At 64.6% G+C, this 24,854-nt stretch carries 23 protein-coding genes and 2 tRNA genes; 11 read left to right on the top strand and 14 right to left on the bottom strand.

Features of this window, described 5'->3' with window-relative positions:
• Position 1: 1 nt before the first annotated feature.
• Positions 2 to 376, bottom strand: a complete 375-nt coding sequence (locus tag NX862_RS00125) for a DUF6497 family protein (RefSeq protein WP_264491841.1) — start codon at positions 374 to 376, stop codon at positions 2 to 4.
• Between the two features lie 57 nt (positions 377 to 433).
• Between NX862_RS00125 and NX862_RS00120 the strand changes: the two genes are divergently transcribed.
• Genes NX862_RS00120 through NX862_RS00110 form a run of 3 tightly spaced genes read left to right on the top strand, consistent with a single transcriptional unit; the run spans position 434 to position 2,480 of the window.
• Positions 434 to 781, top strand: coding sequence for a DMT family protein (locus tag NX862_RS00120; protein WP_264491840.1), 348 nt, complete (start codon positions 434 to 436; stop codon positions 779 to 781).
• The gene (locus tag NX862_RS00115; protein WP_264491839.1) at positions 781 to 1,977 is read left to right on the top strand and encodes a multidrug effflux MFS transporter; all 1,197 of its coding nucleotides are present in this window, start codon (positions 781 to 783) and stop codon (positions 1,975 to 1,977) included. The genes NX862_RS00120 and NX862_RS00115 overlap by 1 nt, the downstream gene beginning before the upstream one ends.
• A gap of 32 nt (positions 1,978 to 2,009) precedes the next feature.
• Positions 2,010 to 2,480, top strand: coding sequence for an SRPBCC family protein (locus NX862_RS00110; protein ID WP_264491838.1), 471 nt, complete (start codon positions 2,010 to 2,012; stop codon positions 2,478 to 2,480).
• On the opposite strand, the gene betA is transcribed toward NX862_RS00110, so the two are convergent.
• On the bottom strand, positions 2,449 to 4,110 hold the full coding sequence (gene betA / locus NX862_RS00105) for a choline dehydrogenase (RefSeq protein WP_264491837.1): 1,662 nt from the start codon (positions 4,108 to 4,110) through the stop codon (positions 2,449 to 2,451). The genes NX862_RS00110 and betA overlap by 32 nt on opposite strands.
• Positions 4,111 to 4,124: 14 nt before the next feature.
• Positions 4,125 to 4,733, bottom strand: coding sequence for a choline-binding transcriptional repressor BetI (gene betI, locus NX862_RS00100; protein ID WP_264491836.1), 609 nt, complete (start codon positions 4,731 to 4,733; stop codon positions 4,125 to 4,127).
• A gap of 109 nt (positions 4,734 to 4,842) precedes the next feature.
• Here betI and choX point away from each other — a divergent pair, with 109 nt between their 5' ends.
• The 3 genes from choX to choV are packed head-to-tail and all read left to right on the top strand — an operon-like array spanning position 4,843 to position 7,681.
• Complete coding sequence (gene choX / locus NX862_RS00095) at positions 4,843 to 5,772, top strand: choline ABC transporter substrate-binding protein (RefSeq protein ID WP_264491835.1); 930 nt, start codon at positions 4,843 to 4,845, stop codon at positions 5,770 to 5,772.
• Between the two features lie 53 nt (positions 5,773 to 5,825).
• Positions 5,826 to 6,656, top strand: a complete 831-nt coding sequence (choW, locus tag NX862_RS00090) for a choline ABC transporter permease subunit (protein WP_264491834.1) — start codon at positions 5,826 to 5,828, stop codon at positions 6,654 to 6,656.
• 2 nt (positions 6,657 to 6,658) lie between these two features.
• Positions 6,659 to 7,681 carry a choline ABC transporter ATP-binding protein gene (gene choV / locus NX862_RS00085; RefSeq protein WP_264492707.1) on the top strand — a complete coding sequence of 341 codons (1,023 nt, stop codon included), beginning with the start codon at positions 6,659 to 6,661 and terminating at the stop codon, positions 7,679 to 7,681.
• 31 nt (positions 7,682 to 7,712) lie between these two features.
• Here the strand turns inward: choV and NX862_RS00080 are convergent, their stop codons facing one another.
• From NX862_RS00080 to dprA, 3 genes are all read right to left on the bottom strand, one after another.
• The gene (locus tag NX862_RS00080; protein WP_264491833.1) at positions 7,713 to 8,309 is read right to left on the bottom strand and encodes a hypothetical protein; all 597 of its coding nucleotides are present in this window, start codon (positions 8,307 to 8,309) and stop codon (positions 7,713 to 7,715) included.
• Entirely contained in the window at positions 8,306 to 10,951 is a 2,646-nt protein-coding gene (gene topA, locus NX862_RS00075; protein ID WP_264491832.1) for a type I DNA topoisomerase, read from the bottom strand. The genes NX862_RS00080 and topA overlap by 4 nt, the downstream gene beginning before the upstream one ends.
• Before the next feature lie 209 nt (positions 10,952 to 11,160).
• Positions 11,161 to 12,300 (bottom strand): DNA-processing protein DprA, encoded by a 1,140-nt coding sequence (gene dprA, locus NX862_RS00070; RefSeq protein WP_264491831.1) that lies wholly within the window; start codon positions 12,298 to 12,300, stop codon positions 11,161 to 11,163.
• 140 nt (positions 12,301 to 12,440) lie between these two features.
• Here dprA and NX862_RS00065 point away from each other — a divergent pair, with 140 nt between their 5' ends.
• Positions 12,441 to 13,718, top strand: coding sequence for a 4-aminobutyrate--2-oxoglutarate transaminase (locus tag NX862_RS00065; RefSeq protein ID WP_264491830.1), 1,278 nt, complete (start codon positions 12,441 to 12,443; stop codon positions 13,716 to 13,718).
• A gap of 35 nt (positions 13,719 to 13,753) precedes the next feature.
• Here NX862_RS00065 and NX862_RS00060 read toward each other — a convergent pair whose 3' ends face one another.
• A complete protein-coding gene (locus NX862_RS00060; protein ID WP_264491829.1) occupies positions 13,754 to 15,226 on the bottom strand; it encodes an ABC-F family ATP-binding cassette domain-containing protein in 1,473 nt (490 codons plus the stop codon).
• Positions 15,227 to 15,616: 390 nt separating this feature from the next.
• Between NX862_RS00060 and NX862_RS00055 the strand changes: the two genes are divergently transcribed.
• A complete protein-coding gene (locus NX862_RS00055) occupies positions 15,617 to 16,462 on the top strand; it encodes a DMT family transporter (RefSeq protein WP_264491828.1) in 846 nt (281 codons plus the stop codon).
• On the opposite strand, the gene NX862_RS00050 is transcribed toward NX862_RS00055, so the two are convergent.
• A complete protein-coding gene (locus NX862_RS00050; RefSeq protein WP_264491827.1) occupies positions 16,440 to 17,570 on the bottom strand; it encodes a pyridoxal phosphate-dependent aminotransferase in 1,131 nt (376 codons plus the stop codon). The genes NX862_RS00055 and NX862_RS00050 overlap by 23 nt on opposite strands.
• Positions 17,571 to 17,631: 61 nt before the next feature.
• Between NX862_RS00050 and NX862_RS00045 the strand changes: the two genes are divergently transcribed.
• Positions 17,632 to 18,357, top strand: a complete 726-nt coding sequence (locus tag NX862_RS00045) for a DsbA family protein (RefSeq protein WP_264491826.1) — start codon at positions 17,632 to 17,634, stop codon at positions 18,355 to 18,357.
• A 148-nt stretch (positions 18,358 to 18,505) separates the two neighbouring features.
• On the opposite strand, the gene ispG is transcribed toward NX862_RS00045, so the two are convergent.
• The 4 genes from ispG to NX862_RS00025 form a co-directional block, all read right to left on the bottom strand.
• A complete protein-coding gene (ispG, locus tag NX862_RS00040; protein WP_264491825.1) occupies positions 18,506 to 19,633 on the bottom strand; it encodes a flavodoxin-dependent (E)-4-hydroxy-3-methylbut-2-enyl-diphosphate synthase in 1,128 nt (375 codons plus the stop codon).
• Positions 19,634 to 19,717: 84 nt separating this feature from the next.
• Positions 19,718 to 20,827: a helix-turn-helix domain-containing protein gene (locus NX862_RS00035; protein WP_264491824.1), complete on the bottom strand. Its 1,110-nt coding sequence runs from the start codon at positions 20,825 to 20,827 to the stop codon at positions 19,718 to 19,720.
• Between the two features lie 125 nt (positions 20,828 to 20,952).
• The gene (gene hemA, locus NX862_RS00030; RefSeq protein ID WP_264491823.1) at positions 20,953 to 22,176 is read right to left on the bottom strand and encodes a 5-aminolevulinate synthase; all 1,224 of its coding nucleotides are present in this window, start codon (positions 22,174 to 22,176) and stop codon (positions 20,953 to 20,955) included.
• Between the two features lie 105 nt (positions 22,177 to 22,281).
• Positions 22,282 to 22,674: a hypothetical protein gene (locus NX862_RS00025; protein ID WP_264491822.1), complete on the bottom strand. Its 393-nt coding sequence runs from the start codon at positions 22,672 to 22,674 to the stop codon at positions 22,282 to 22,284.
• Between the two features lie 105 nt (positions 22,675 to 22,779).
• On the opposite strand from NX862_RS00025, the gene NX862_RS00020 reads away from it, so the two are divergent.
• Together NX862_RS00020 and NX862_RS00015 are read left to right on the top strand one after the other, a co-directional pair.
• Positions 22,780 to 24,153, top strand: coding sequence for a M20/M25/M40 family metallo-hydrolase (locus NX862_RS00020; protein WP_264491821.1), 1,374 nt, complete (start codon positions 22,780 to 22,782; stop codon positions 24,151 to 24,153).
• Positions 24,150 to 24,584, top strand: coding sequence for a GNAT family N-acetyltransferase (locus tag NX862_RS00015; RefSeq protein ID WP_264491820.1), 435 nt, complete (start codon positions 24,150 to 24,152; stop codon positions 24,582 to 24,584). The genes NX862_RS00020 and NX862_RS00015 overlap by 4 nt, the downstream gene beginning before the upstream one ends.
• A gap of 91 nt (positions 24,585 to 24,675) precedes the next feature.
• On the opposite strand, the gene NX862_RS00010 is transcribed toward NX862_RS00015, so the two are convergent.
• A tRNA-Asp gene (locus NX862_RS00010) sits at positions 24,676 to 24,752 on the bottom strand.
• A 25-nt stretch (positions 24,753 to 24,777) separates the two neighbouring features.
• Positions 24,778 to 24,854 (bottom strand) — tRNA-Asp (locus NX862_RS00005).

The raw sequence follows: 24,854 nt of genomic DNA, 5'->3' as shown, positions 1-24,854 counted from the left end.
CTCAGAAGGGTTCCCATAGGCAGTTTCCGGCCTCGATGGAATAGGCGTTGAAGAATTGCCGCGCCTCGGGGTCGCTTTCACCCAAGGGCACATCGCGGTCGGCCAAGGAGATGATGATTTCGCCCGGCACCGGCCCCGTCACCGGCAGGCGCGGCAGGGCATAGGTCTGGCACAGCCAATCCGAGTCGGCCGACACCGCCTCCGCCGCGCCCAGGTCGGGCGCGACAAAGCGATAGCGCAGCGCCGGGCCGTTTGACCCGGGGGAATTGGCAATGACCTCGACCAGCGCGGCCTGGGCGCCCGAGGGCAGAAGGATGGGCTCTTGCCCCAGGGCCAGGCCCGGCCAAAACGCCATCACACCAAGGAATACCCGCATCAACACGCCCTTCCGCCGCCGATCGCCTTGCGCTATCTGAACCTGAAGGAGACGCCCATGTCGATACCCGCCCCGATCCTGACCATCCTTCTTTTGGCCGCCTCGAACGTTTTCATGACCTTCGCCTGGTATGGCCACCTGAAGTTCAAGACCGCGCCTTTGGTGACGGTGATCCTGGTGTCCTGGGGCATCGCGCTGTTCGAATATGTGCTGCAGGTCCCCGCCAATCGCATCGGGCATGGCATCTATAACGCAGCGCAACTGAAGACGATCCAAGAGGTCCTGACCCTGACCGTCTTTGTGGCCTTTTCATACTTCTACCTGAAAGAGCCGATTTCTTGGAGCCAAGGCATCGGATTTGGCTTTATCGCACTTGGCGCCTTTTTCATCTTTCACAAGTTCTGATGTTCCTGAACCGCCAGACCCCGCCGCGGATCGTGACGCTGACGCTTTTGGCCGGCCTGTCTTCGTTTACCCTGTCGCTGATGCTGCCCGCCTTGCCCGCCATGGCCGCGTGGTTTCACACCGATGTGGCGACGATGCAGCTGTCGGTGTCGCTGTATCTGGCGCTGTCGGCGGTGCTGCAACTGGCGGTGGGGCCGATCTCGGACCGCTTTGGGCGCAGGCCGGTGATCCTGGGGGCGCTGGGGGTCTTTCTGTTGGCGACGGTGGGGACGCTTTACGCCCCCGACGCCGGGACATTCCTTGTGTTCCGCATGATCCAGGCCGTCGTCTCGACCGGCATGGTCCTGTCGCGCGCCGTGGTCCGCGACATGGTCGAAGGCCCCGAGGCCGCCTCGATGATCGGCTATGTCACCATGGGGATGAGCCTGGTGCCGATGATCGGCCCGGCCATCGGCGGCGCCATGGCCGACAGCTTTGGCTGGCAATCGACCTTCTGGATGCTGCTGGCGCTTGGCCTGATCACCACGGCCCTGACCTTCGCCGACCTGGGAGAGACCGCGACGCCGCGGCGGGGCGTGTCACACCTGCACCTCTACCCCCGGTTGTTGAAAAATCGCAGCTTCTGGGCGTTTTGCGGGGTCGCTTCCCTGGCTTCCGGTTGTTTTTATTCATTCCTTGGCGGAGCCCCCTTCGTCGGCGCCGTGGTCTATGGCCTAAGCCCCGCCCAGATCGGCGCGGCTTTTGCCCTGCCCTCGGTCGGCTATATGGCGGGAAACTACCTTGCCGGACGGTATTCGGTGCGGCTGGGGATGGTGCGGATGATCGTCATCGGCACCTCGATCACCACCCTTTCGATGGCCGGCCTTGCGCTTTTGACCCTGCTGGACCTGTCGGGGCCTTGGGTGTTTTTCGGCGCCATGGTCTTTTTGGGGGTGGGCAATGGCATGGCCCTACCCAACGCCAATGGCGGGATGCTGCAAGCCGTCCCGGAACTGGCTGGCACGGCTTCGGGACTTGGTGGCGCGATCTCGATCGGGGCGGGGGCGGGGCTTTCGGCGCTGGCGGTCTGGCTTTTGGGGCCGGGCAGCGGCGCCCTGCCGCTTGTCGCGCTTATGCTTGCGGCTTCGGTGCTTTCCACGCTTGCCCTTAGCCTTGATCTGCCTCGTGGCCTTGCAAGGCCCAAGCCACTTGGCTAAGCATCAACCGGATTCAAAACAGGACCCTGGCCATGCAACTCGACGGCAGTATTCGCACCACCGGACCGGCGGAACTCGTGGCCCGCGGCCTGGCCCAGGGCGCAGTCCTGACCGCCATCGCCCCCTTCGGCTTTGACTTCCGCAAGGTCGAGGACGGCGTGGCCGACTTCACCGTCCGCCGCAGCATCGGCCCGATCTCGCTGACCTTGCAAGGCACGATGGCGCTGACCGAGACCGCCCCGGCCTTCACGCTGGCGATCAAGGCCGCCCATCTGATCGGCGGCAAGGTGCAAGTGCAGCTGGATTTGACCACTGCGCCGCCGGATGACGACGGTCTGGCCACGCTGTCGTGGACCGGAGAGCTGCGCGCCCAAGGGCTGGCGGGCCGGGTGATGGCCGAACGCGAGGAACAAGCAAACGAGATTTTGCGCAACCTTTTCATCAGGTTGCGCGATCACGTCGAAGGCCCGCCTAACGTTGGGCCGTCCGCCAGTTCGGATTGATCCAGGGCTGCAGGTTCGACCGCGGCAGCTTGCGCCCCAGAATGTGATCGGCGATCTTTTCGCCGGTCATGATCGACGGCCCGTTCAGATTGCCATTCGTCACCTGCGGAAAGACCGAGCTGTCGGCGACGCGCAGGCCCTCGACGCCGATCACCCGCGCCTCGGGGTCGACCACGGCCAGCGGATCATCGGCGCGCCCCATCCGCGAGGTGCCGCAGGGGTGATAGGCGCTTTCGACATGGTCGCGGATGAAGGCGTCCAGTTCGGCATCGGACTGCACGCCCGCGCCCGGCTGAATCTCGGATTTCACATGCGGCGCCATGGCGGGCTGGCCGAAAATCTCACGCGTCAGGCGGATGGCCTTGCGGAAATCCTCCCAATCCGAGGGGTCTGACATATAATTGAACAGGATTTTCGGCGAATCTTTCGGATCGGACGACCGCAGGCTGATCCGCCCGCGCGAGCGCGACCGCATCGGCCCGGTATGGACCTGAAACCCATGGCCATGCGCGCTGGCCTTGCCGTCATAGCGCACCGCGATGGGCAGGAAGTGATACTGGATATCCGGATATTCCAGCCCCGCCCGCGACCGGATAAAGCCGCAGCTTTCGAACTGGTTGGACGCGCCAAGCCCCTTGCCGGTCAAAAGCCACTCGGCCCCGATCAGCGCCTTGCCCCAGATATTCCAGTATTTATAAAGCGTTATCGGATTGACCGCGGCGAATTGCAGATACAGTTCCAGGTGGTCTTGCAGGTTGCCGCCCACGCCGGGACGGTCGGCCACAACGGGAATCCCCATCTCGCGCAGGTGGTCCGCGGGGCCGATCCCCGACAGCATCAGGATCTTGGGCGTGTTGATCGTGGAGGCCGAGATGATGACCTCACGGGTCGCCCGGATCACCTCGATCTTGTCGCCGCGGGACACTTCGACCCCCACCGCGCGGCCGTCCTGAATGACCACCCGACGCGCATAGGCGCGATAAAGCTGCACGCGCCCCGATTTCATCGCCGGTTTCAGGTAGGCGGTGGCCGCCGACCAGCGTTTGCCCTTGTAAATCGTGGCCTCCATCGCGCCGAAGCCCTCTTGGGCCTCGCCGTTATAGTCGCCCGTCACGTTATAGCCCGCCTGACGCCCGGCCTCGACAAAGGCGTTGAACAGCACGTTGTTCCGAGGCCCGCGCGTGATGTGCAAAGGCCCATCCGTGCCGCGGTATTCCGAGACCTCGGACGACCCATCCGCCTCGCCGTGCCAATGCTCCATCCGCTTGAAATAGGGCAGCACATCGGCATAGGCCCAGCCCTGCGCGCCCAGCTCTTCCCAGGTGTCATAGTCGCGCGCATGGCCGCGGACATAGACCATCCCGTTGATGGACGACGACCCGCCGATCACCCGCCCCCGCGGCGTGGCAAGCCTGCGCCCCCCCAGATAGGGTTCCGGCTCGGACTGGAACCCCCAGTCATAGCGTTTCATGTTCATCGGATAGGACAAGGCCGCCGGCATCTGGATGAAGGGGCCGGCATCGGTGCCGCCCTCTTCGATCACGATGACCGAATGGCCCGCCTCACCCAAGCGGTAAGCCACAGCCGAGCCCGAGGACCCCGACCCGATGATCACATAATCCGCCTGCATCCGATTCTCCTGATTCACAAGGTTGGGCGAGAGGCGTCCAAAAGCCCCTCCTTGCCCAGTTCAACGGCCAGGTAATCCATCGCCGTCGCCACTGCCGCCGCCCCATCCGGCGCGCCCGATTTCAACACTTCGCGCAGATAAAGCCCGTCGATCAACGCGCCCAGACCCTCGGCCACGACCTCGGCCCGGTCGCCCGCCAAGGGCCGCAGACCCGCCAGCAGATTGGACCGCAAGCGCCGCTGATAGACCGCGACCAGCCGCCGCGCCCCCGGCACGGTCAGCGACAAAACCCAGAAGTTCAGCCAGGCCCCCACCGCCTCGCGCCGAAAATTCGCCGGGCTGAAAGAGGCGCGCAACACCGCCTCGACCCGCCCCATCGGCGTCGTGGCCAAGTGCAGCGCGCCCCGCACCTCGGCCCCGTAAATCGTCAGAACATGGCGCATCGCGGCCAGGAACATGTCTTCCTTGGACCCGAAATAGTGATGCGCCAGGGCCGAAGACATCCCCGCCCGCTTGGCAATCTGGCTGACCGTCACGTCCAAAGAGCCCGTCCGCCCGATCTCGACGATCGTGGCTTTGACGAGCGCTTCTTTGCGTATAGGCTCCATCCCTAGCTTCGGCATGCTGTCTCTCAAGGGGTTCGCAGTGCAGTTCGCGGTGAAAAACACTTGCTTTTTGCAGCTAGCTTGAAGTTTATTGACTCGTCAATCAACAAAAAACGGGGAGACTGGAATGAAACTGAAATCGGCTCTGATGGCGTCGGCTGTCTGTTTTGCCATGTCCGGCGCGGCTTTCGCCGAAGGCTGCGACAAGATCATTTTCTCGGATGTGGGCTGGACCGACATCACCGCGACGACCGCCGCCACCAGCCTGATCGTCGAAGCCCTGGGCTATGAGACCGAGACCAAGGTTCTGGCCGTGCCCGTGACCTATACCGGTCTGGCCGAGGGCGATATCGACGTTTTCCTGGGCAACTGGATGCCGACGATGGAGGCCGATATCGCCCCCTATCGGGACGCGAAAACCGTCGACACCGTGCGCACCAACCTGGAAGGCGCCAAGTATACCCTGGCCACCAACGAGGCCGGCGCGGCACTTGGCATCAAGGATTTCAAGGACATCGCCGCCCACAAGGACGCGCTGGAAGGCAAGATCTATGGCATCGAACCCGGCAATGACGGCAACCGCCTGATCTCGGACATGATCGCTTCGGGTCCCTTCGGGCTGGACGGGTTCGAAGTCGTCGAAAGCTCGGAACAGGGGATGCTGGCCGAGGTCGGCAACAAGGACGGCGAGGGCAAGCCGATCATCTTCCTTGGCTGGGAGCCCCATCCGATGAATGCCAACTACAAGATGACCTATCTGGCGGGCGGCGACGATTACTTCGGCCCGAACTTCGGCGGCGCGACGGTCGCGACCAACACCCGCGCGGGCTATGTCACCGAGTGCCCGAATCAGGGCAAGCTGTTGACCAACCTGGTGTTTTCCTTGGCTATGGAAAACGAGATCATGGGCGCGATCCTGAATGACGGCGCCGATCCGGCTGTGGCCGCGAAGGCCTGGCTTGCCGCCAACCCCGCCGCCTGGGAGCCCTGGCTTGACGGCGTGACCACCAAGGATGGCGGCGACGCCAAAGCGGCGGTCACGGCAGCCCTGCAATAAACCCCTGACCCCGGGAAGAACTCCCGGGGTTTTCCTTTCCGCGCGGGGAACAGATGGAATTCTTGGAAAGCTGGAAGATTCCGGTAGGCGCCACGGCGAAATGGGTTTTCGACGGGCTGAAGATCAATTTCAAACCCTGGTTCAAAGCCTTTGGCGATGCGACCGAAGACGGCATCAACGCTCTGACCGCCGTGCTGCAATGGCCCCATGCCCTTGTGATCGTGGCGCTTTTCGTGGCCCTGACTTGGTTCATCCAGCGCCGCTGGCAACCCTGTGTCATCGTGGCGCTTGGGTTTCTGTTCATCCTGAACCAAGGCTATTGGGAACAAACCACCGAGACCCTGGGCCTGGTGGCCTTCGTCTGCGCCATCTGCATGGCCATCGGTGTGCCCATGGGCGTCGTGGCCGCCCATCGCCCGCGACTTTATCAGGCCATGCAACCGGTGCTTGACCTGATGCAGACCCTGCCCGCGCCGGTCTATCTGATCCCTTTCGTGATCCTGTTCGGCATCGGCTTGGTGCCCGCGCTGTTCGCCTCGATCATCTTTGTCGTGCCGACCTCGATCCGGTTGACGCATCTGGGGGTGTCCTCGACGCCCACCGCGCTGCTGGAGGCCGCAACCGCCTTTGGCGCCACCAAGCGTCAGGTCCTGTGGAAGGTCGAACTGCCCTGGGCCTTTCCGCAGATCATGGCCGGGCTGAACCAGACGATCATGCTGTCGCTGTCCATGGTCGTGATTTCGGCCTGGGTTGGGGCCGCGGGTCTGGGCGTCCCGGTCGTCAAGGCGCTGAACCAGGTGCGGCCCGACCTGGGCTTTGAATCCGGCGCTGTCATCGTGGCTCTGGCCATCCTTCTGGACCGCATGCTTCGGGTGACGAAATGACGCTGCCAGCTGTTGAATTCGACAAGGTTTCCATCGTTTTCGGCGACCATTCCGACCGCGCCTTGCCGCTGATGGACGAGGGCCTGTCACGGGCCGAGATCCAGACCCGGACCGGGCAGGTTCTGGGCGTGCATGACTGCTCGCTTTCGGTGGCCGAGGGCGAGATTTTGGTGCTGATGGGGCTTTCGGGCTCTGGCAAATCGACGCTTCTGCGCGGGGTGAACGCCCTGAACCCGGTGGTGCGGGGCGAGGTTCGGGTGGCCGATGGCGGGAAAATGGTGTCCGTCACCAAGGCCGAACCCGAGGCGCTACGCAAGCTGCGCCTGTCGAAAATCGCCATGGTTTTCCAGCAGTTCGGCCTTCTGCCCTGGCGGACGGTGCGCGAAAATGTCGGCCTCGGGCTAGAGCTGGCGGGCATGGACCCGGCCACCCGCGCGCCCAAGGTCGACGAACAACTGGCGCTGGTGAACCTGACGCAATGGGCCGAACGCAAGGTCGGAGAGCTGTCGGGCGGGATGCAGCAGCGCGTGGGCCTGGCCCGCGCCTTTGCGACCCAGGCGCCGATCCTTCTGATGGACGAGCCGTTTTCGGCGCTGGACCCCCTGATCCGCGCCAAGCTGCAGGACGAGCTTCTGGACCTTCAGGCTCGGTTGAAACGCACGATCATCTTCGTCTCCCATGACCTGGACGAGGCCTTCAAGCTGGGGGATCGCATCGCCCTGATGGAGGGTGGCCGCATCGTCCAGATCGGCACCGCGCGCGAAATCATCGCCAACCCCGTGTCGGATTACGTGGCCGATTTCGTCGCCCATATGAACCCGCTTGGGGTTCTTACGGCGCGGGATGTCATGGGACTGGGCGCGTCGGAGGCCTCGGCGGCGGTCGATTGCGAAACCCCGGTCAAGGCGGTGATGGAGCTCTTGTCCAAGGGCGTCGAAGAGCTGGCTGTGACCCAGGGCGCCGACCGGATCGGCCGCATCCGCAGCGCCGACCTGATGGCCAAGCTGTTGAATCCCCGCGCGTAAGGAGGTCCCGGGTCAAGCCCGGGACAGCCCGTCACTTGCGCAAAAGGCTCACCTGGCCCTGTTCGCCGGTAAAGTCGCTGATGTCCATTTCGGTGTCGGTGGCATAGTCGATCTTCCAGCAGATCGCCCAAGACGGATCGCCGCCGATCGGCACCAGGTTCAAAGCGATGCCGCCCGGCTGCACGCCGCTGGTGCAAGTGTCCGAGGGCTGCATCAGAAAGCTGGAGCTGACCTGGCCGTCAATGATGTCCTGCCACTCCATCCCCTTGATTCGGATGTAATATCCGCTGGTATCGCCCATCGGCACCCAATTGCCCTGGATATAGCGCAAGGTGTCTTGGTAAGGGTCCTCGGGCATCGTCTCGATATAGGTCACTTTGACCGGGGCGGTGGCATCGCCCAGGGTCCCGATCTCGCCCTCGAAGGACACCGCGGTCAGCGGCTCCAGCTCTTGCATAAAGCGGAAGACCTCGGGATCGGTGCTTTTGCGGCCAGCGGTCAGGGTAAACCCCGCCGCGGCGATCTTGCACATTTTGTCAGAGCAACCAATGACATAGCCGCTTTCCGTGATCGGATCAGCCACAGCGGGCGCGGCCAGCAACACCAAGGCAAGAAGTTTGCGGATCATCCTTCGGCCTTCTTCTTGACGGTGCGCTTGACGGCCTTGGGCGCGGGGGCCTCGGCTTCGACGACATCATCGACCTCTGCCGCCTTGGGTGCGGCCTTTTTGGCAGCGGGCTTCTTGGCGGCAGGTTTCTTGGCGGCGGGCTTCTTGGCCTCGCCCTCGGGCTTTTTGCGCGCGGTCTTCTTGACCGGGGTCTTGCCAGCCTTTTCCGCAATCAGAACAAGGGCTTCGTCAAGGGTCAGCTCCATCGGGTCAATGGTCTTGGGCACGGTCGCATTGACGCCCTCCCATTTCACATAGGGCCCATAACGACCCGGCATGACCTGGATTGCGCCGCCGTCGGGATGGGCGCCCAGCTCTTTCAGGGGCCCAGCCGCGGGCGCACGACCCGGACGCAGCGCCTTTTGCGCCAGCACCTCCATCGCGCGGTTCATGCCAATGGTGAAGACCTCTTCGGCATCGGCCAAGTTCGCATAGGTCGTGTTGTGCTTGATATAGGGGCCAAAGCGGCCGAGCGCGGCCTCGACCATGGCGCCATCTTCGGGATGCGGCCCGATCTGACGCGGCAGGTTCAAAAGCATGATCGCGCGTTCCAGCGTGATCGACTCGGGCGACCAGCCCTTCGGCAACGAGGACCGCGGCGGCTTGGGCTGTTCCGTCGTCGCCTCGCCCTTTTGGACATAGGGACCAAAGCGGCCGGTTTTCAGGCTGATATCAAGGCCTTCGTCCTGACCCAGAACCCGATCCCCCGACGCCTCATCGGCGCCGTTGATGGGCCGCGTGTAGCGACATTCCGGGTAATTGCCGCAGCCGATGAAAGCGCCGCCACTGCGCGCTGTTTTCAGGTGCAGACGGCCTTGCCCACAGGTCGGACAGACGCGAGGGTCAGAGCCATCCTCACGCGGGGGATAAAGATGCGGGGCAAGAAACTCGTCAATCTTGTCAAGCACTTCGGTGATGCGCAAGTCGGCGGTTTCGGCAATCGCCGCGCTGAAATCGCGCCAGAACCGCGACAGAACCTCGGTATAGGTGCGGCTGCCGTCGCTGACATCGTCCAGCTCGGTTTCCAGGTCGGCGGTGAAGTCATATTCGACATAGCGGCGGAAGAAGTTGGTCAAAAACGCCGTGACCATGCGCCCCTTGTCCTCGGGGATCAGGCGGTTCTTGTCCTTGCGGACATATTCGCGGTCCTGAATCGTCGTGATCACAGAGGCATAGGTGGACGGCCGCCCAATGCCCAGCTCTTCCATCCGCTTGACCAAAGTCGCCTCGGTGTAACGCGGTGGCGCCTGGGTAAAGTGCTGTTCTGGCGTGACTTTCCGCTTGTCCGCGGCCTCACCCTCCATGATCTGCGGCAAGCGGCCCTCGTCGTCGCCATCGTCATCGCGGCCCTCGTCATAGACGCGCAGAAAGCCGTCGAACAGGATCACCTGGCCATTCGCGCGCAAGCCCACTTGCCCGTCGGGCGATTGCACATCGACCACGGTGCGCTCCATCCGGGCGGCGGCCATCTGGCTGGCGATGGTGCGCTTCCAGATCAGGTCGTAAAGTTTGCGCTGATCGGGGTCGGCCAGACGCAGCTTTTCGGGGGTCGCGTGCATGTCGGTCGGCCGGATGCACTCATGCGCTTCCTGCGCGTTCTTGGCCTTGTTCTTATACATCCGCGGGCTGTCCGGGACATAGGCCGCGCCAAACTCGGATTTGATCGCATCGCGGGCCTGCATGACGGCTTCGGGTGCCATGTCGATGCCGTCGGTCCGCATATAAGTGATATAGCCCGCCTCATAAAGCCGCTGCGCCGCCGACATGCACATCTTGGCGCCCATGCCGTGTTTGCGCGAGGCCTCTTGCTGCAGGGTCGAGGTCATGAAGGGCGGATAGGGGTTGCGCGTCGCGGGCTTTTTCTCGACGCCCTTCACGCTGAATGTGCGATGATCAATCGCCGAGACCGCCAATTCCGCCGCCGTCGCGGTCGGAATGTCGAATTTATCCAACTTCTTGCCGCCCAGCATCACCAGGCGCGCGGCATAGTCCTGCCCGCGCGGCGTGGCCAGCATCACATCGACCGACCAGAATTCCTGCGGGCGGAAGGCCTCGATCTCCATTTCCCGCTCGACGATCAGGCGCAGGCAGACCGACTGCACGCGGCCCGCCGACTTCGCGCCCGGAAGCTTGCGCCACAGAACCGGCGACAGCGTAAAACCGACAAGATAATCCAGCGCGCGCCGCGCCAGATAGGCCTGGACCAGCGGCACATCGACCTGGCGGGGCCGGGTCATCGCCTCGGTGACGGCGGCCTTGGTGATGGCGTTGAAAGTGACGCGAGAGACCTTCTTGCCCTTCTTGATGCTAGAGGCCAGCGCCTCTTGCAGATGCCAGGAAATCGCCTCGCCCTCACGATCAGGGTCGGTCGCGAGGATCAGTTCGTCATCGGTCTTCAGCGCGTCGGCGATGGCCTTGACATGTTTGCGACTGTCAGCCGCAATCTCCCAGGTCATGGCGAAATTGTCGTCGGGGTTCACCGAGCCGTCCTTGGGCGGCAGGTCGCGGACATGGCCGTAAGAGGCCAGAACCACATAGTTGCTGCCCAGATATTTGTTGATCGTCTTGGCCTTGGCCGGGGATTCGACAACGACGACGGGCATGGAATTCCTTTCACCACGAAGCCTGCGACGCAAAGGCCTCAGGCGGGGCTAGATGGTAGGCTTTGAGGGGGAAAGTCAACCGCTGGCCTTTTGCGACCAAGGGGCCGCCCCAAGGGCCCGGCGTCGCGCCCTGAATTCTGGGCGACGATTCTTGGAGCCCCCCTGGTCGCAGGTGACAAGGTTTCCGGCTGCAGCCGCGCGATCCGGCGTCAGAGCCGCGACAGCATCCCCCCGGCGCGGCGCTCGATCTTGCCCTCCAGCTCCAGCGCGATGAGTTCGGGGTTCAGCGTCGAAGGCGGCATCGCCAGGTCGCGGATCAGCTGATCTTCGGGCAGGGGTGAGGGGCCCAGCCGCGACAGGATCATCGTATGCAGCCGCGAGATGTCCAAGAGCGGCCGGCGCGGCGGCACAGGACCGGGCAGAGGCGCGGGTTCGTGCATGGCGGGCTTGGACCGCGGGCGCCGCGCCGGGGCCTCTTCGGCCACGACCGGGGCGTCAGACCTGCGCGGCATCTCCTCTCCCAGCGCGGCGAAGATGTCGCTGACCCCGCGCACCAAGGCCGCGCCGTCCTTGATCAGCCGGTTGCAGCCCGCAGCCCGCGCGTCGAACGGATGGCCCGGCACCGCCAGCACCTCGCGCCCCTGTTCCAGTGCGGCTTCGGCGGTCAGCAGACTGCCCGACCGCGCCGCGGCTTCGACCACCACAACCGCCCGCGACAGGCCCGAGATGATTCGGTTGCGCAGCGGGAAATGGCGGGTCTGCGGCTCCATCCCCGGCGGCATTTCGGAAACCAAAAGCCCGCGCTCCAGGATTTGCGCCGCCAGCGTGGCATTTTCGGCCGGATAAATGTGATCCACCCCGCCCGCCTGCACGGCAATCGTCCCCGTGGCCAGCGCCGCACGATGCGCCTCGGCGTCGATCCCCCGCGCCAGGCCCGAGACCACGACCTGCCCCCCCTGCCCCAGCCCCTCGGCCAGTTTGCGCGCCATGCGCAGGCCCAGCGACGAAGCATTGCGCGCGCCCACCAGTGCCACCATGGGCCGCATCAGCAAGGAGATGTCACCCTGCACCCACAAAACCGCCGGCGCATCGGGCAAATCCATCAGGCTTGCCGGATATTCCGGCGTTCCATGCAGCAAAAGCCGCGCCCCCGCCCGCGCCCCGGCCGCCAATTCGGCGCGCACGACGCCCAGGGGGCAGACCTCATACCCCACAACCCCGGCGGCCGCCGCAATCCCCGGCAAGGCGTCCAAAGCCCCCTCGACCCCATGTTCGGCCACCAGCCGATGATAGGTCACAGGCCCCACACGGCGCGAACGGATCAGCTGCAGGCAAAGAATCGGGTCCAAGGTGGCACCTCCTGCCGCAAACCTGTCGGGTTAAGGTTAACAACCGGTGAACGGATCTGGACTTGCGCCTGCGACATCACTGGCATTGTGCAAGGCCCCAGGATTTGATCATATGGCGCCAACCATTCATGGAGACCAAAATGAAGAATGCAGAGGTGGCCAGCCGCCGTGTCGAGGCGATTTCCCGCGGCGTCGGCATGCAGACCCAGATCTATGTCGACCGCGCCTTGAACTCGGAAGTCTGGGACATCGAGGGCAACCGCTATATCGACTTTGCCGCGGGGATCGCGGTCGTCAACACCGGCCACCGTCACCCCAAGATCATGGCCGCCGTCCATGCTCAGCTGGAGCGGTTTACCCACACCTGCCACCAGGTTCTGCCCTATGAAAACTACATCCACCTGGCCGAGCGTCTGAACGCCGCCGTCCCCGGTGAGGGGCCGAAGAAGACGATCTTCGTCACCACCGGCGCCGAGGCCGTCGAAAACGCCATCAAGGTCGCGCGCATCGCCACCGGCCGCCCCGCGGTCATCGCCTTTGGCGGCGCCTTCCACGGGCGGACCTTCATGGGCATGACGCTGACCGGCAAGGTCGAGCCCTATAAAAAGGGCTTCGGCGCCATGATGCCCGACGTCTACCACGTGCCCTTCCCGCAGGAAGTCCATCAGGTCTCGACCGAAGATGCGATGGCCGGCATCACCAAGCTCTTCAAGGCCGACCTTGATCCGGCCCGCGTCGCGGCCATCATCTTTGAACCCGTGCAGGGCGAGGGCGGTTTTTACCCCGCGCCGAAATCGCTGGTCGTGGCGCTGCGCAAACTGTGCGACGACAATGGCATCGTGCTGATCGCTGACGAGGTCCAGACCGGCTTTGCGCGCACCGGCACGCTGTTCGCGATGGAGGCCTATGGCGTCTCGGCCGACCTGACCACCATGGCCAAGGGGCTGGGCGGCGGCTTCCCCATCGCGGCCGTCACCGGCAAGGCCAGCCTGATGGATGCGGCCAATCCCGGCGGCCTGGGTGGCACCTATGGCGGCAATCCGATCGGCATTGCGGCGGCCCATGCGGTGCTGGACGTCATCGAAGAAGAACAGCTTTGCGCCCGCGCCAACGAATTGGGTTCGCGGCTGAAGCAGCGGCTGGAGGGCCTGCGCGCCATCACCCCCGAAATCGTCGACATCCGCGGCCCGGGCTTTATGGTGGCGGTGGAATTCGCCAATCCGGCCAACCATGTGCCCGATGCCGACTTCACCAACCGCGTCAAGAACGAGGCGCAAAAGCGCGGGTTGATCCTTTTGACCTGCGGCGTTTACGGCAATGTGGTCCGGTTCCTCGCACCGATCACCATTCCCGATGCGATCTTCAACGAAGCTATGACCATCCTGGAAGAGTCGGTCGCGGCCGCCCGTCAAGGTTGAGAAACCCCAAGGCCCGGGCGCAATCCCGGGCCTTTTCACATCTGAGCGTTGAAAAAGTCCTCGGGGCTGGCGACCTCGATCAGCTTTTTGCCGCGGATCTCCCAGAACCGGTTGCCCACCGCCCGCACGAAAGCGCGGTCATGGCTGACCAAGAGACTGGCCGCTTCGGGCTTCAGCAACTCGGCCTCCAGCGCCTCCTGGCCCTCGATGTCCAGATGGTTGGTCGGCTCGTCCAGAAGATAGAAGTTCGGCGCCTGCAGCCGCAACAGCAGCATCGCCAGCCGCGCCCTTTGCCCGCCCGACAAAAGGCCAAGCGCCTTGCCCTGCATGTCCGGCCTGATCCCGGCCTCGGCCAAAAGACTGCGCGCCGGGCCGTCGCCGGTGCGATGGGCCATGATCAGGTCAAAGGGGGTCGCACGCGCGGGCAGCTCCTCCAGCCCCTGACCGGCATGGCCCAGCACCAGCGAGGGCGTCACCTTGATCGCCGGGTCCGGCGCCCGAATGGCCGCCAAAGTCGCCGCCACCAGACGCGATTTCCCCGTCCCATTGGCGCCCAGGATCACGACGCGGTCCCCCGGCTCGATCCACAGGGTCCCGGTGCGGTAAAGCGGGCGGTCGCCGCGGATCTCGGCGTCCTGATAGGCGATCAGCGCCTTGGCATGGCTGCCGGTGGGCGCCAACCGGATCGCGCCGGAACTGCCCTCGCGATGGGCCGGACGCGCCGCCGCCTCGATCTTGTCGGCGCGGTCCTTCAGCTGTTTCGTCTTGACCACCAGCAGGTCAGAGCCCGAATTGATGCCGATGTTCTTCAGCTTGGCCGCCTGACGGCGCAGCTGATCCGCTTTGGCCAAGTCATTGACCGCCTGACGTTCTTGCGCCGCGTCGGCCTGGGTCAGGGCGGCGCGGGCGGCCGTATAGGGCAGCGCGAAAAGCCGGTTGTCGCTGGCGCGCAGGAACAGGCTGCGCGTCGTGACCGCGTCCAGAAACGCCCGGTCATGGCTGGCGACGATCACCGTCTTGCCGCGCAGCCAACGTTGCAAAAGGGCGATGCGCGACAGGTCAAGGTGGTTGGTCGGCTCGTCCAGAAGCAGAACCGAAGGGTCGCTGACCGCCGCCCGCGCCAGCAAGGCCGTCCGCTGCCACCCCCCCGACAAAGCCGAAAGCGGTTGGTCGCGAAAGGGCTCGGGCACCTGCAGCTCGTCCAGCAGGATATCGGCGCGCCAGAACTCGCCCTCGGGATCGGCAAGGCCTGCAAGCACCGTATCGCGCAGGGTCGGCGCCAGGTTGGCCGGGTCCTGCTCGGCCCGGGCCACGGTGGCCGACCGCGCCCGGGTGATCTCGCCCGATGAGGGGTCAAGGTCGCCCGACAGACAGCGCAAGAGCGAGGATTTGCCGCGCCCATTGGCGGCAATCAGGCCCAGGATATCGCCCTCGGCCAAAGTGAAAGACAGGTCAGAGAACAGCGGTTGGCCCAAAGTCAGGCCCAGGGATTTGACAGAAAGCAGCATGGCACACCTGTTGATATCGCGGAAAAAAGGGCGCGCAATCACAAGGGATGCCGCGCCCCGCCTATTTCAGCGGGGCCGGAACAGGGCCAGGACGAAGGAGCTGCCAGCGTTTCGATGCCATACCGCCACGATGGCGGCCACAGGCCCAACCGTCAAGCCCAACTGTCGGGGCGCAACCGTCAGGCCCCGCCACAGGGCCAGATGCCAAACCCCGCCTTCCGGCCCCGGCACAAGCCCAACCACCAAACCCCGCCACTGGCTCAACCACCCCCCCCACCCTCCAGCCCAACCGTCAAGCCCCTCTGGCCCTATCGTCGCCGCCCGACTGGACCGCCCCGCAGGCTTGCGGTGGCCCCCCGCTTCGGTCAGGGTGCCCCAACCGGAGGTCCCATGACGCGCAACCCCTTGATCGGCATCTTCTTCATGCTGGGCGCCATGGCGATCCTGCCGATGATCGACGTCATCGCCAAGCACCTGGGCCAGTCCATCCCGATCCTGCAGATCGTCTGGGCGCGGCTGGCTTTGGGCGCGCTGATCACCCTGCCCATCGCCGCCCGCCATGGCGGCCTGGTGCCCGCACGGCCCTGGCTGCACACCGCGCGGGCGGGGTTCCTGATGGCGGCGACCTTCCTGTTCTTTTCCTCGCTGAAATTCCTGCCCATCGCCGACGCCCTGGCGATTTTCTTTGTCCAACCGCTTGTCCTGACCGCCCTGTCGCCCTTTGTGCTGCAAGAGCGTGTCAGCCTGCGCCGCTGGATCGCGGTGGGGGTTGGGTTCGTCGGCACGCTGATCATCATCCGCCCCGGCATGGGCGCCTTCAACCCCGGCGCGCTTTTGGCCTTGGGAGCGGGCACGGCGCTGGCGCTGTATTTCCTGCTGACGCGCAAGGTCTCTGGCACGGCGCCGGCGATTGTGACCACGTTTCAGACCAATGCGATTGGCGGGGTGATCGCCTCGGTCCTGGTGCTGTGGGTCTGGCAGGCGCCCACCCCGACGGAATGGGCGCTGTTCTTCGGCCTCGCCGTCATTGCGAACCTGGGCCATTGGCTGATCGTGCGGGCCTATGACTATGCCGAGGCCTCGCTTCTGGCCCCCCTGGCCTATACCGAGATGGTGACGGCCACGATCTTTGGCCTCGTGTTTTTCGGCGACTTTCCCGATGCTTACACGCTGCTGGGCGTGGCCATCCTGATTGGCTGCGCGGTCTATATCTCTACGGTGCGCGAGACGCCATGAAGGCCTGCAACCGCCGCAAGCCTTCCTGAATATCCGCCGTCGCGCGGGCATAGGAAAAGCGCAGGGTCTGATGCCCGCGGGAGGGGTCGAAATCCAGGCCCGGGGTGACGGCCACCCCCGCCTCGGCCAGAATCTCGGCACAGAAGCTGCGGCTGTCCGTCGTCAGATCGCTGACATCGGCATAGATGTAAAAGGCGCCATCCGGCGGCGCGATGCGGGTAAAGCCCGCTTTCGGCAGGCCCTCCAGCATCAGGGCGCGGTTCATGGCATAGGTCGCGCGGTTGGCCTCCAGCTCGTCGATACAGTCCAGCGCCGCCAGCGCCGCCACTTGCGAGACATGGGGCGCGCAGATGAACAGGTTCTGCGCCAGACGCTCGATCGGGCGGATGTGGTCCTCGGGGACGACCATCCAGCCGATCCGCCACCCCGTCATCGAGAAATACTTGGAAAACGAGTTGATCACATGGACCTCGTCGCTGATCTCCAGCGCGGAAACCGCCCGGGGGCCGTAGTGCAGCCCGTGATAGATTTCATCCGAGACAAAGCCGCGCTTTTGCGCCGCCATCAGGGCCGCCAACGCGTCACGGTCCAGCATCGTGCCAGAGGGGTTCCCCGGCGAGGCGACGATCAGGCCCTCAAGGTCGGGCAGGTCAAGGGGGACGGGCTGAAAGCGGTTTTCGGGGCGGGTCGGCAGGCCCACCGGCACAAGATCAAGCGCCTTCAGGATCTGCCGATACGAGGGATAGCCCGGCAGACCCATGCCCACCCGGTCGCCCGCATCAAACAGCGCGGTGAAGGATAGCAGGAAGGCCCCCGAGGACCCATTGGTCACGATCACCCGGGCGGGGTCCAGATCGACGCCATACCAGCGCTGATACAGCGTGGCGATCCCCTGACGCAGCGCCGGCAGACCCAGCGCCACGGTATAGCCCAGGGGCTGCGCCAAGGACCGCGCGACCGCCTCTGCGGCGCCCTTTGGCGCGCCTGTGCCGGGCTGACCGACCTCCATATGGATGATGTGGCGCCCCGCCTCTTCGGCCTGGCGCGCGGCCTCGACCACATCCATCACGATGAAGGGATCGACCTCACCACGTCTTGATCTATCCATCTGCCTGCCCCATGGTTTGCGCCGATTGACCACGTCAAAGCCCGTCTGTCCAGAGGTCCCCATGCTGCGTTTCGCCTTCGCCCTGCTGCTTGCCGCCACGCCCGCGCTGGCCGAAGAGATGACCCTGGAAGAGCGCGAGTCCTTCCGCGCCGAGGTGAGGGCCTATCTGCTGGAGAACCCCGAAGTTCTGGTCGAGGCCATGGATGTGCTGCAGGCCCGTCAGGCCGAGGCCGCCGCCATGGCCGACATTCAGGCGCTGCAGGGCAACAAGGACGCGATCCTGGCCTCCAAGGGCGACTGGGTTGGCGGGAACCTGCAAGGCGATGTGACCGTGGTCGAATTCATGGACTACCGCTGCACCTATTGCCGCAAAGCCTATGCCGAGGTGGCGAACCTGGTCGAGGGCGATGGCAACATCCGCCTGGTGGTCAAGGAACTGCCGATTCTGGGGCCCGATAGCCTGACCTCCTCGCAATTCGCCATCGCGGTGCGGATGCTGCATGGCGATGCGGCCTATGAGGCGACGCATGACGCGCTGATCACGCTGCGCGGCACGCCCGACCCCGAGACGCTGGCCCGCCTGGCCGAAAGCCTGGGCCATGACCCCAAGGCGATCCTGGACAAGATGGCCACGCCCGAGGTGGCCGAGGTCATCGCCGCCAACCATGCCCTTGCCCAGGCGCTGAACATCACCGGCACGCCGACCTTCGTGATCGGCAACGAGATGTTGCGCGGCTATGTGCCCGAAGACGGGATGAGAGAGATCGTGGCGGCGGCGCGCGGGTAAACCCGGGCTACGCGGCCAAACGTCGCCTTCGGCTTGGCCCTGCATTGGTCAGACGGGATTTGGGTCAAAGCGGCTCTGCGCGAGTGTCTTAGACCCCAGCCTTCCAGAGCCCAGCCTTCCAGAGCCCAGTCTTCTAGACCTCGGCCTTCTAGACCTCGGCCTTTTCGATTTCGGCCTTCTCAATCTCTGCGGCCTTGGCTTCGACCAATTCGACGATGTGGTCGACCATCCGGTCATTGCCCATCGTGTGATCCTGCTTGCCGGCCAGATAGACCATCCCCTTGCCCGCCCCACCGCCGGTAAAGCCGATGTCGGTCATCAGCGCCTCGCCCGGGCCATTCACCACGCAACCGATGATCGACAGGGACAGGCTGGTGGTGATATGCGCCAGCCGCTCCTCCAGCGTTTGCACGGTCTTGATCACGTCAAAGCCCTGACGCGCGCAAGAGGGGCAAGAGATGATCGTGACGCCGCGGTGGCGCAGGCCCAGCGACTTCAGGATCTCGAACCCGACCTTGACCTCTTCGACCGGATCGGCGGACAGGCTGACGCGGATCGTATCACCGATCCCGGCCCACAAAAGGTTCCCCAGCCCGATGGCCGATTTCACCGTGCCCGAGGTCAGCCCCCCCGCCTCGGTGATGCCAAGGTGGATCGGCGCATCGGTCACGCTGGCCAGTTGGCTGTAGGCGGCGGCGGCCATAAAGACATCTGACGCCTTCACACTGATCTTGAACTCGTGGAAATCGTGGTCCTGCAACAGCTTGATATGGTCCATGCCGCTTTCGACCATGGCATCCGGGCAGGGCTCGCCATACTTTTCCAAGAGGTGCTTTTCCAAAGACCCCGCGTTCACCCCGATCCGGATCGAACAGCCGTGATCCTTGGCCGCCCGCACCACCTCGGCCACGCGGCGGGCATCACCGATGTTGCCCGGGTTGATCCGCAGACAGGCCGCGCCCGCCTCGGCGGCCTCAATCGCGCGCTTGTAGTGAAAATGGATGTCCGCCACGATCGGCACCGGGCTTTCGGCCACGATATGGCGCAGCGCCGCCGTGCTGTCCTCGTCCGGCGTTGAAATTCGCACGATATCGGCCCCGGCCACGGCCGCCCGCTGCACCTGTTCCAGCGTGGCCTTGACATCGGAGGTGATCGTGTTGGTCATGGTCTGCACCGAGATCGGCGCATCGCCCCCCACAAGCACCTTGCCGACGCGGATCTGACGGCTGAACCGGCGTTCGATGTTGCGCCAGGGACGGACGGGATTGTGCGACATGAAAGCCTCCGGGTTGCCCCTCCTAGATAGGACGGCAAGCCCGGACAGGCAATCCGTTCTGCGGGCAATGAGGCCTGCGGGCAATCAGTTCTGCGGAACCACCTGCGTCGCCTGGGCGACATATTCCGCCAGATCGGCATCGGCGGCCGGATCGGCGGTCTGGAAATCCACGGTCAGCGAGGCCATGTCCAAGGACAGGTTCTTGACCACCTGGTTGCCGGACGAGGCCGGGCCATAGGTCTTGCCGTTCACCGTGAAATAGATCGAACCCGAGTTCCCCGCCCGCAACACCGGCGCCTGAGCCAGGGCGGGCACCGTGTAACGCTCGCCCGCGTCAAGGATTTTCTCGAACAGCACCGTGCCATCCTCGGCCGAGACGCGCACCCAAGAGGGGCGCACGGCCAAGACCTCGACCACGGGTTCGGCATCGGCCACGACCTGAACGTCGTCGCCCGCAGCTTCGGCCACAGCCTGGTCGATCACGGTCGGCTGAGGCGCGGCCTCGCCTGGCGTGATAGCGGCGATGGGGCCATCGCGCGGCACCATGACCGGCACATCCAGCGCCTGCGCGCGGGCCGGAAGGTCGACTGAGGCGCCCTGTTTCACATTGCCCAGCGGGTCAATCTCGGCCACCACAGCGGGGGCCTCGTTCACCGGGGCCAACTGGACGCGCTGCACCTCTTGCAACACGGACCAGCCGCCATATCCCAGAGCGCCGATCAGCGCGATCAGCACGGCGAAAGAGCCCACAGCCCCCGGCTCGACCCGGGCGAACAGCGATTCGGCGCGGGGAACGAAGGTCGCCTGAACAAAGGGGTCGCGGGGTTCGGAAATCGCGCGCACCGGCTTGACCACCGGGCCCGAAGCCGCGGCCGACATGCCATGGGCGACCTCGAACTTGGCCTCGCGGCAGAACCGCGCAAAGGCCTCGTCGGGCTCCATCCCCAGATAGCGCGCATAGGACCGCACATAGCCCGCCACGAAGCCAGGGGTTTCAAAGGCCGAGACATCGGCGTTTTCGATCGCAGCGATATAGCTCGCCTTGATCTTCAACTCGCGTTGCACATCCAGCAAGGATTTGCCCAGCGTGGCGCGTTCGCCCCGCATCAGATCACCCAAACGCAACTCGTAGTCGTCGAAGCCCTTCGGCCCCTCCTCCTCCGGCGTCGGTGCGCGGAATAGCCGCCCGATCATGCGCTTGTCCTCATCCTGCCTGACCCATGACGAGTCGCCCTTTCACGACTCTTCACCCTTCGTATTCCGTAAAGGATGGCGCAGGGCAAGCCTTTCCGCACACCGAAGCGTGATCCATCGTTACATCAGGCGGAAGCTTGCGCACGGTTAAGCGCACAGTGCCCCCAAAGCACATCCATGGCGCGCACAAGGCGGTCGATCTGCCCCGCGTCATGCACCGGCGAGGGGGTAAAGCGCAGACGCTCTGTCCCTTTGGCGACGGTGGGGTAATTGATCGGCTGAACGTAAATCCCGTGATCTTCCAACAACATGTCGGACAGCATCTTGCAATGGACCGGGTTGCCGACATGGACCGGCACGATATGCGACCCATGGTCGATGATCGGCAGGCCAAGCCCTTTCAGCCGCATCTTCAGGATACGGGCATGCAGTTGCTGGGCGTCGCGCAAATCCTGCGCCGTCTTCAGATGCCGGACCGAGGCCGCAGCCCCCGCAGCCACCGCAGGCGGCAACGAGGTCGTAAAGATGAACCCCGGTGCATAGGACCGCACCGCATCGACCATCTTGGCACTGGCCGCGATATAGCCGCCAAAGACGCCATAAGCCTTGGCCAGCGTCGCGTTGATGATGTCGATCCGGGCCATCTGCCCGTCACGTTCCGCCACACCGGCGCCGCGCGGACCATACATGCCGACCGCATGGACCTCGTCGATATAGGTCAGGGCACCGAAATCCTGCGCCGCGTCACAGATCGCGGCAATCGGGCCGAAGTCGCCATCCATCGAATAGATCGATTCGAAGGCCACCAGTTTCGGCGCCGCCGGATCATCGGCGGCCAGCAATTCGCGCAGATGGGCCACGTCATTGTGGCGGAAGATCCGCTTGGCCCCACCGCCGCGCTTGATCCCCTCGATCATCGAATTGTGGTTCAAGGCGTCGGAATAGATGATCAGCCCGGGGAATATCGCCCGCAGGGTCGACAGAGTCGCATCATTGGCGACATAGGCGCTGGTGAAAACCAGGGCCGCTTCCTTGTCATGCAGGTCGGCCAACTCGGCCTCAAGCCGCTTGTGATAGACCGTGGTGCCAGAGATGTTCCGCGTGCCGCCCGACCCAGCGCCCGAGACATCCAGCGCCTCGTGCATGGCGGCCAGAACCACGGGATGTTGCCCCATCCCAAGGTAATCATTGCCACACCAGACGGTGATTTCCTTTTGGCTGCCATCGGGACGGTGCCAGATCGCCTGCGGGAAATGGCCCTGCTGGCGCTCGATGTCGATAAAGGTCCGATAGCGCCCCTCGTCATGCAGACGGTTCAGGGCAAGGTCCAGCGCGGCGTCATAGTTCATTCTGTTCTCCTGTCGCGCCTTCTTGTGCGACATTTGCCTTAAGGCGGCCTTGATTTGCATCAAACGGGCCGGGCCGCCCATTGGTCATAAGGTCCCACCCCGAAATCAGCCCTTGGGCGCAATCTCCAGCACGACCACGCAGGGCTCGGAGGCCGGGTCGCGCGCCGCCTCGCAGGTGGCGATGGCATCGGCCGCAGCCGTCGCCGCATCGGCCAGACCGGCAATCGCCGAAGCCGACTTCACCGGGGCATTGTCGCGCATGAAACCTTCGGAGGGCGAAATCGCGATGGCCGAAAAGCCCTTGCCGCCCTCGGGCACGAACAGCGCCAGCGCCTGTTCGTTGGTCGCCACAACCCGCAGCGTCGAAAGCTCTGCCTGATCCAGCGACGGCAGGACATGCAGCGTCACGACCGAGGCCCCCAGTTCAGAGGTCTCGACCGGGGGGGCCTCTGCCAGAACCGGAGAGGCCAGCAAACACAGGGCAAGGGCAAGACGCATGACGGGACCTTTCACTTTCGAATCGTTCTAACAAGGCACCCCGCCCATGGACAGGGGCTTTGGTCCGACCTAACCTGTCTTGCTGTTCACGAGAAGGAGAGAAATATGACCTTGGACGCCGTCTTGGCCCGGATCGACGCCGATTTGCCGCAGGCAATCGCGCGGCTGCAGGATCTGTTGCGCATCCCCTCCATCTCGACCGACCCGGCCTATGCCAAGGACTGTGCGCGGGCCGCCGATTGGCTGGCCGCCGACCTTGGGGCCCTGGGCTTTGACGCCTCCGCCCGCCCGACGCCCGGTCATCCGATGGTCGTGGCCCATGGTGGCACCGGCGCGCGGCATCTGCTGTTTTACGGCCATTACGACGTGCAACCCGTTGACCCGCTGGAACTTTGGGACCGCGATCCCTTTGACCCCGTGGTTCAGGACACCCCCAAGGGCCCGGTGATCCGCGGCCGTGGCACCTCGGATGACAAGGGTCAGCTGATGACCTTTGTCGAGGCTTGCCGGGCCTGGAAGGCGGTCCATGGGTCACTCCCGGGCCGGTTGACGATTTTTCTGGAGGGCGAAGAGGAATCGGGTTCGCCGTCGCTGATCCCCTTCATGGAAGAGAACCGGGCCGAGCTGACCGCCGACCTGGCCATGATCTGCGACACCGGGCTTTACGAAGACCGGGTGCCGGCGATTTCGTCGATGCTGCGGGGCCTCTGCAAGGCCGAGTTCACCATCAAGGCCGCCAAGCGCGACCTTCATTCCGGCGCCTATGGTGGCCTTGCGCGCAATCCATTGCATGTGATGGCATCGCTTCTGGCGGGGCTGCATGACGCCACGGGCGCCGTCACGGTGCCGGGCTTTTACGACGATGTGGCGGAACTGTCGGACGCGTTGCGCAGCCAGTGGCAGGCGCTGGCCTTCGACCATGCCGCCTATCTGGGCGAGGTCGGGCTTTCGGTTCCCGCAGGCGAGCAGGACCGCACCCCGCTGGAGATGATCTGGTCGCGGCCCACCGCCGAAGTGAACGGCATGTGGGGCGGCTATAATGGCGCGGGCTTCAAGACCGTGCTGCCCTCCGAGGCCCATGCCAAGGTCAGTTTCCGGTTGGTGTCGCGTCAAGACCCCGCCAAGGTCCTGACCGCCTTCCGCGCCTGGGCCGAGGCCCAAATCCCCGCCGATTGCCAGATCCTCTGGCATGACGAGATCGGGGGGTCGCCCGCCTCGATCATGGACCTGTCGAACCCGGCCTTCGAACTGGCCCGCGCGGCCTTGGCCGAAGAATGGGGCGTGCCCGCGGCCTTTACCGGCGAGGGCGGGTCGATCCCGATTGCGGGCTATTTCAAGACGATCCTGGGCATGGATGCCATGCTGATCGGCTTCGCCAAGGATGACGACCAGATCCACTCGCCGAACGAGAAATACGACGTCTCGTCCTTCCACAAGGGCATCCGCTCCTGGGCCCGTGTCTTGGCGCGGCTGGCATGATCCGCTGGGCTGTTGCGGGCGATGAAGCAGGCTGGCGGTCCCTTTGGGCCGCCTACCTGGCGTTTTACGACCATCCCCTGCCCGAGGCTCAGGTGGCCTTCACTTGGTCGCGCCTGATGGACCCCGGCCATGCGCTGAAGGCCAGGCTGGCGGTGCAGGGCGATCAGGTGCTGGGCTTTGCCATCCACCAGCATCACCCCTCGACCTGGGTCATGGGGGATGACTGCTATCTGGAGGACCTGTTTGTCGGCGAAGCCGCCCGCGGCCAAGGCCTTGGACGGGCGCTGATTCTGGACCTGCAAGAGATCGCCCGAGGGCGGGGCTGGCACAGGCTTTACTGGCACACCGACCGGGGCAATGCGCGCGCCCGGGCCTTGTATGACAGCTTTGTCGAAGAGGACGGCCATATCCGCTATCGCATCGGATTGTGAGGAGGAGCGGCGGGGTGAACCCCGCCCTACTCTGCCCAGCAAGGCCGTAAAACGTCAAAGGCCCCCGTCTTGCGACGAGGGCCTTTTGAAGTGGCGCGGTGGACGGGGCTCGAACCCGCGACCCCCGGCGTGACAGGCCGGTACTCTAACCAACTGAGCTACCACCGCACTTCATCACGTTCGTCGGACCGGCTGGCGCGGTGGACGGGGCTCGAACCCGCGACCCCCGGCGTGACAGGCCGGTACTCTAACCAACTGAGCTACCACCGC

Source organism: Stagnihabitans lacustris, from assembly GCF_025950525.1.
Lineage (GTDB): Bacteria > Pseudomonadota > Alphaproteobacteria > Rhodobacterales > Rhodobacteraceae > Stagnihabitans.
This window is presented reverse-complemented; position numbering and strand designations above follow the sequence as displayed.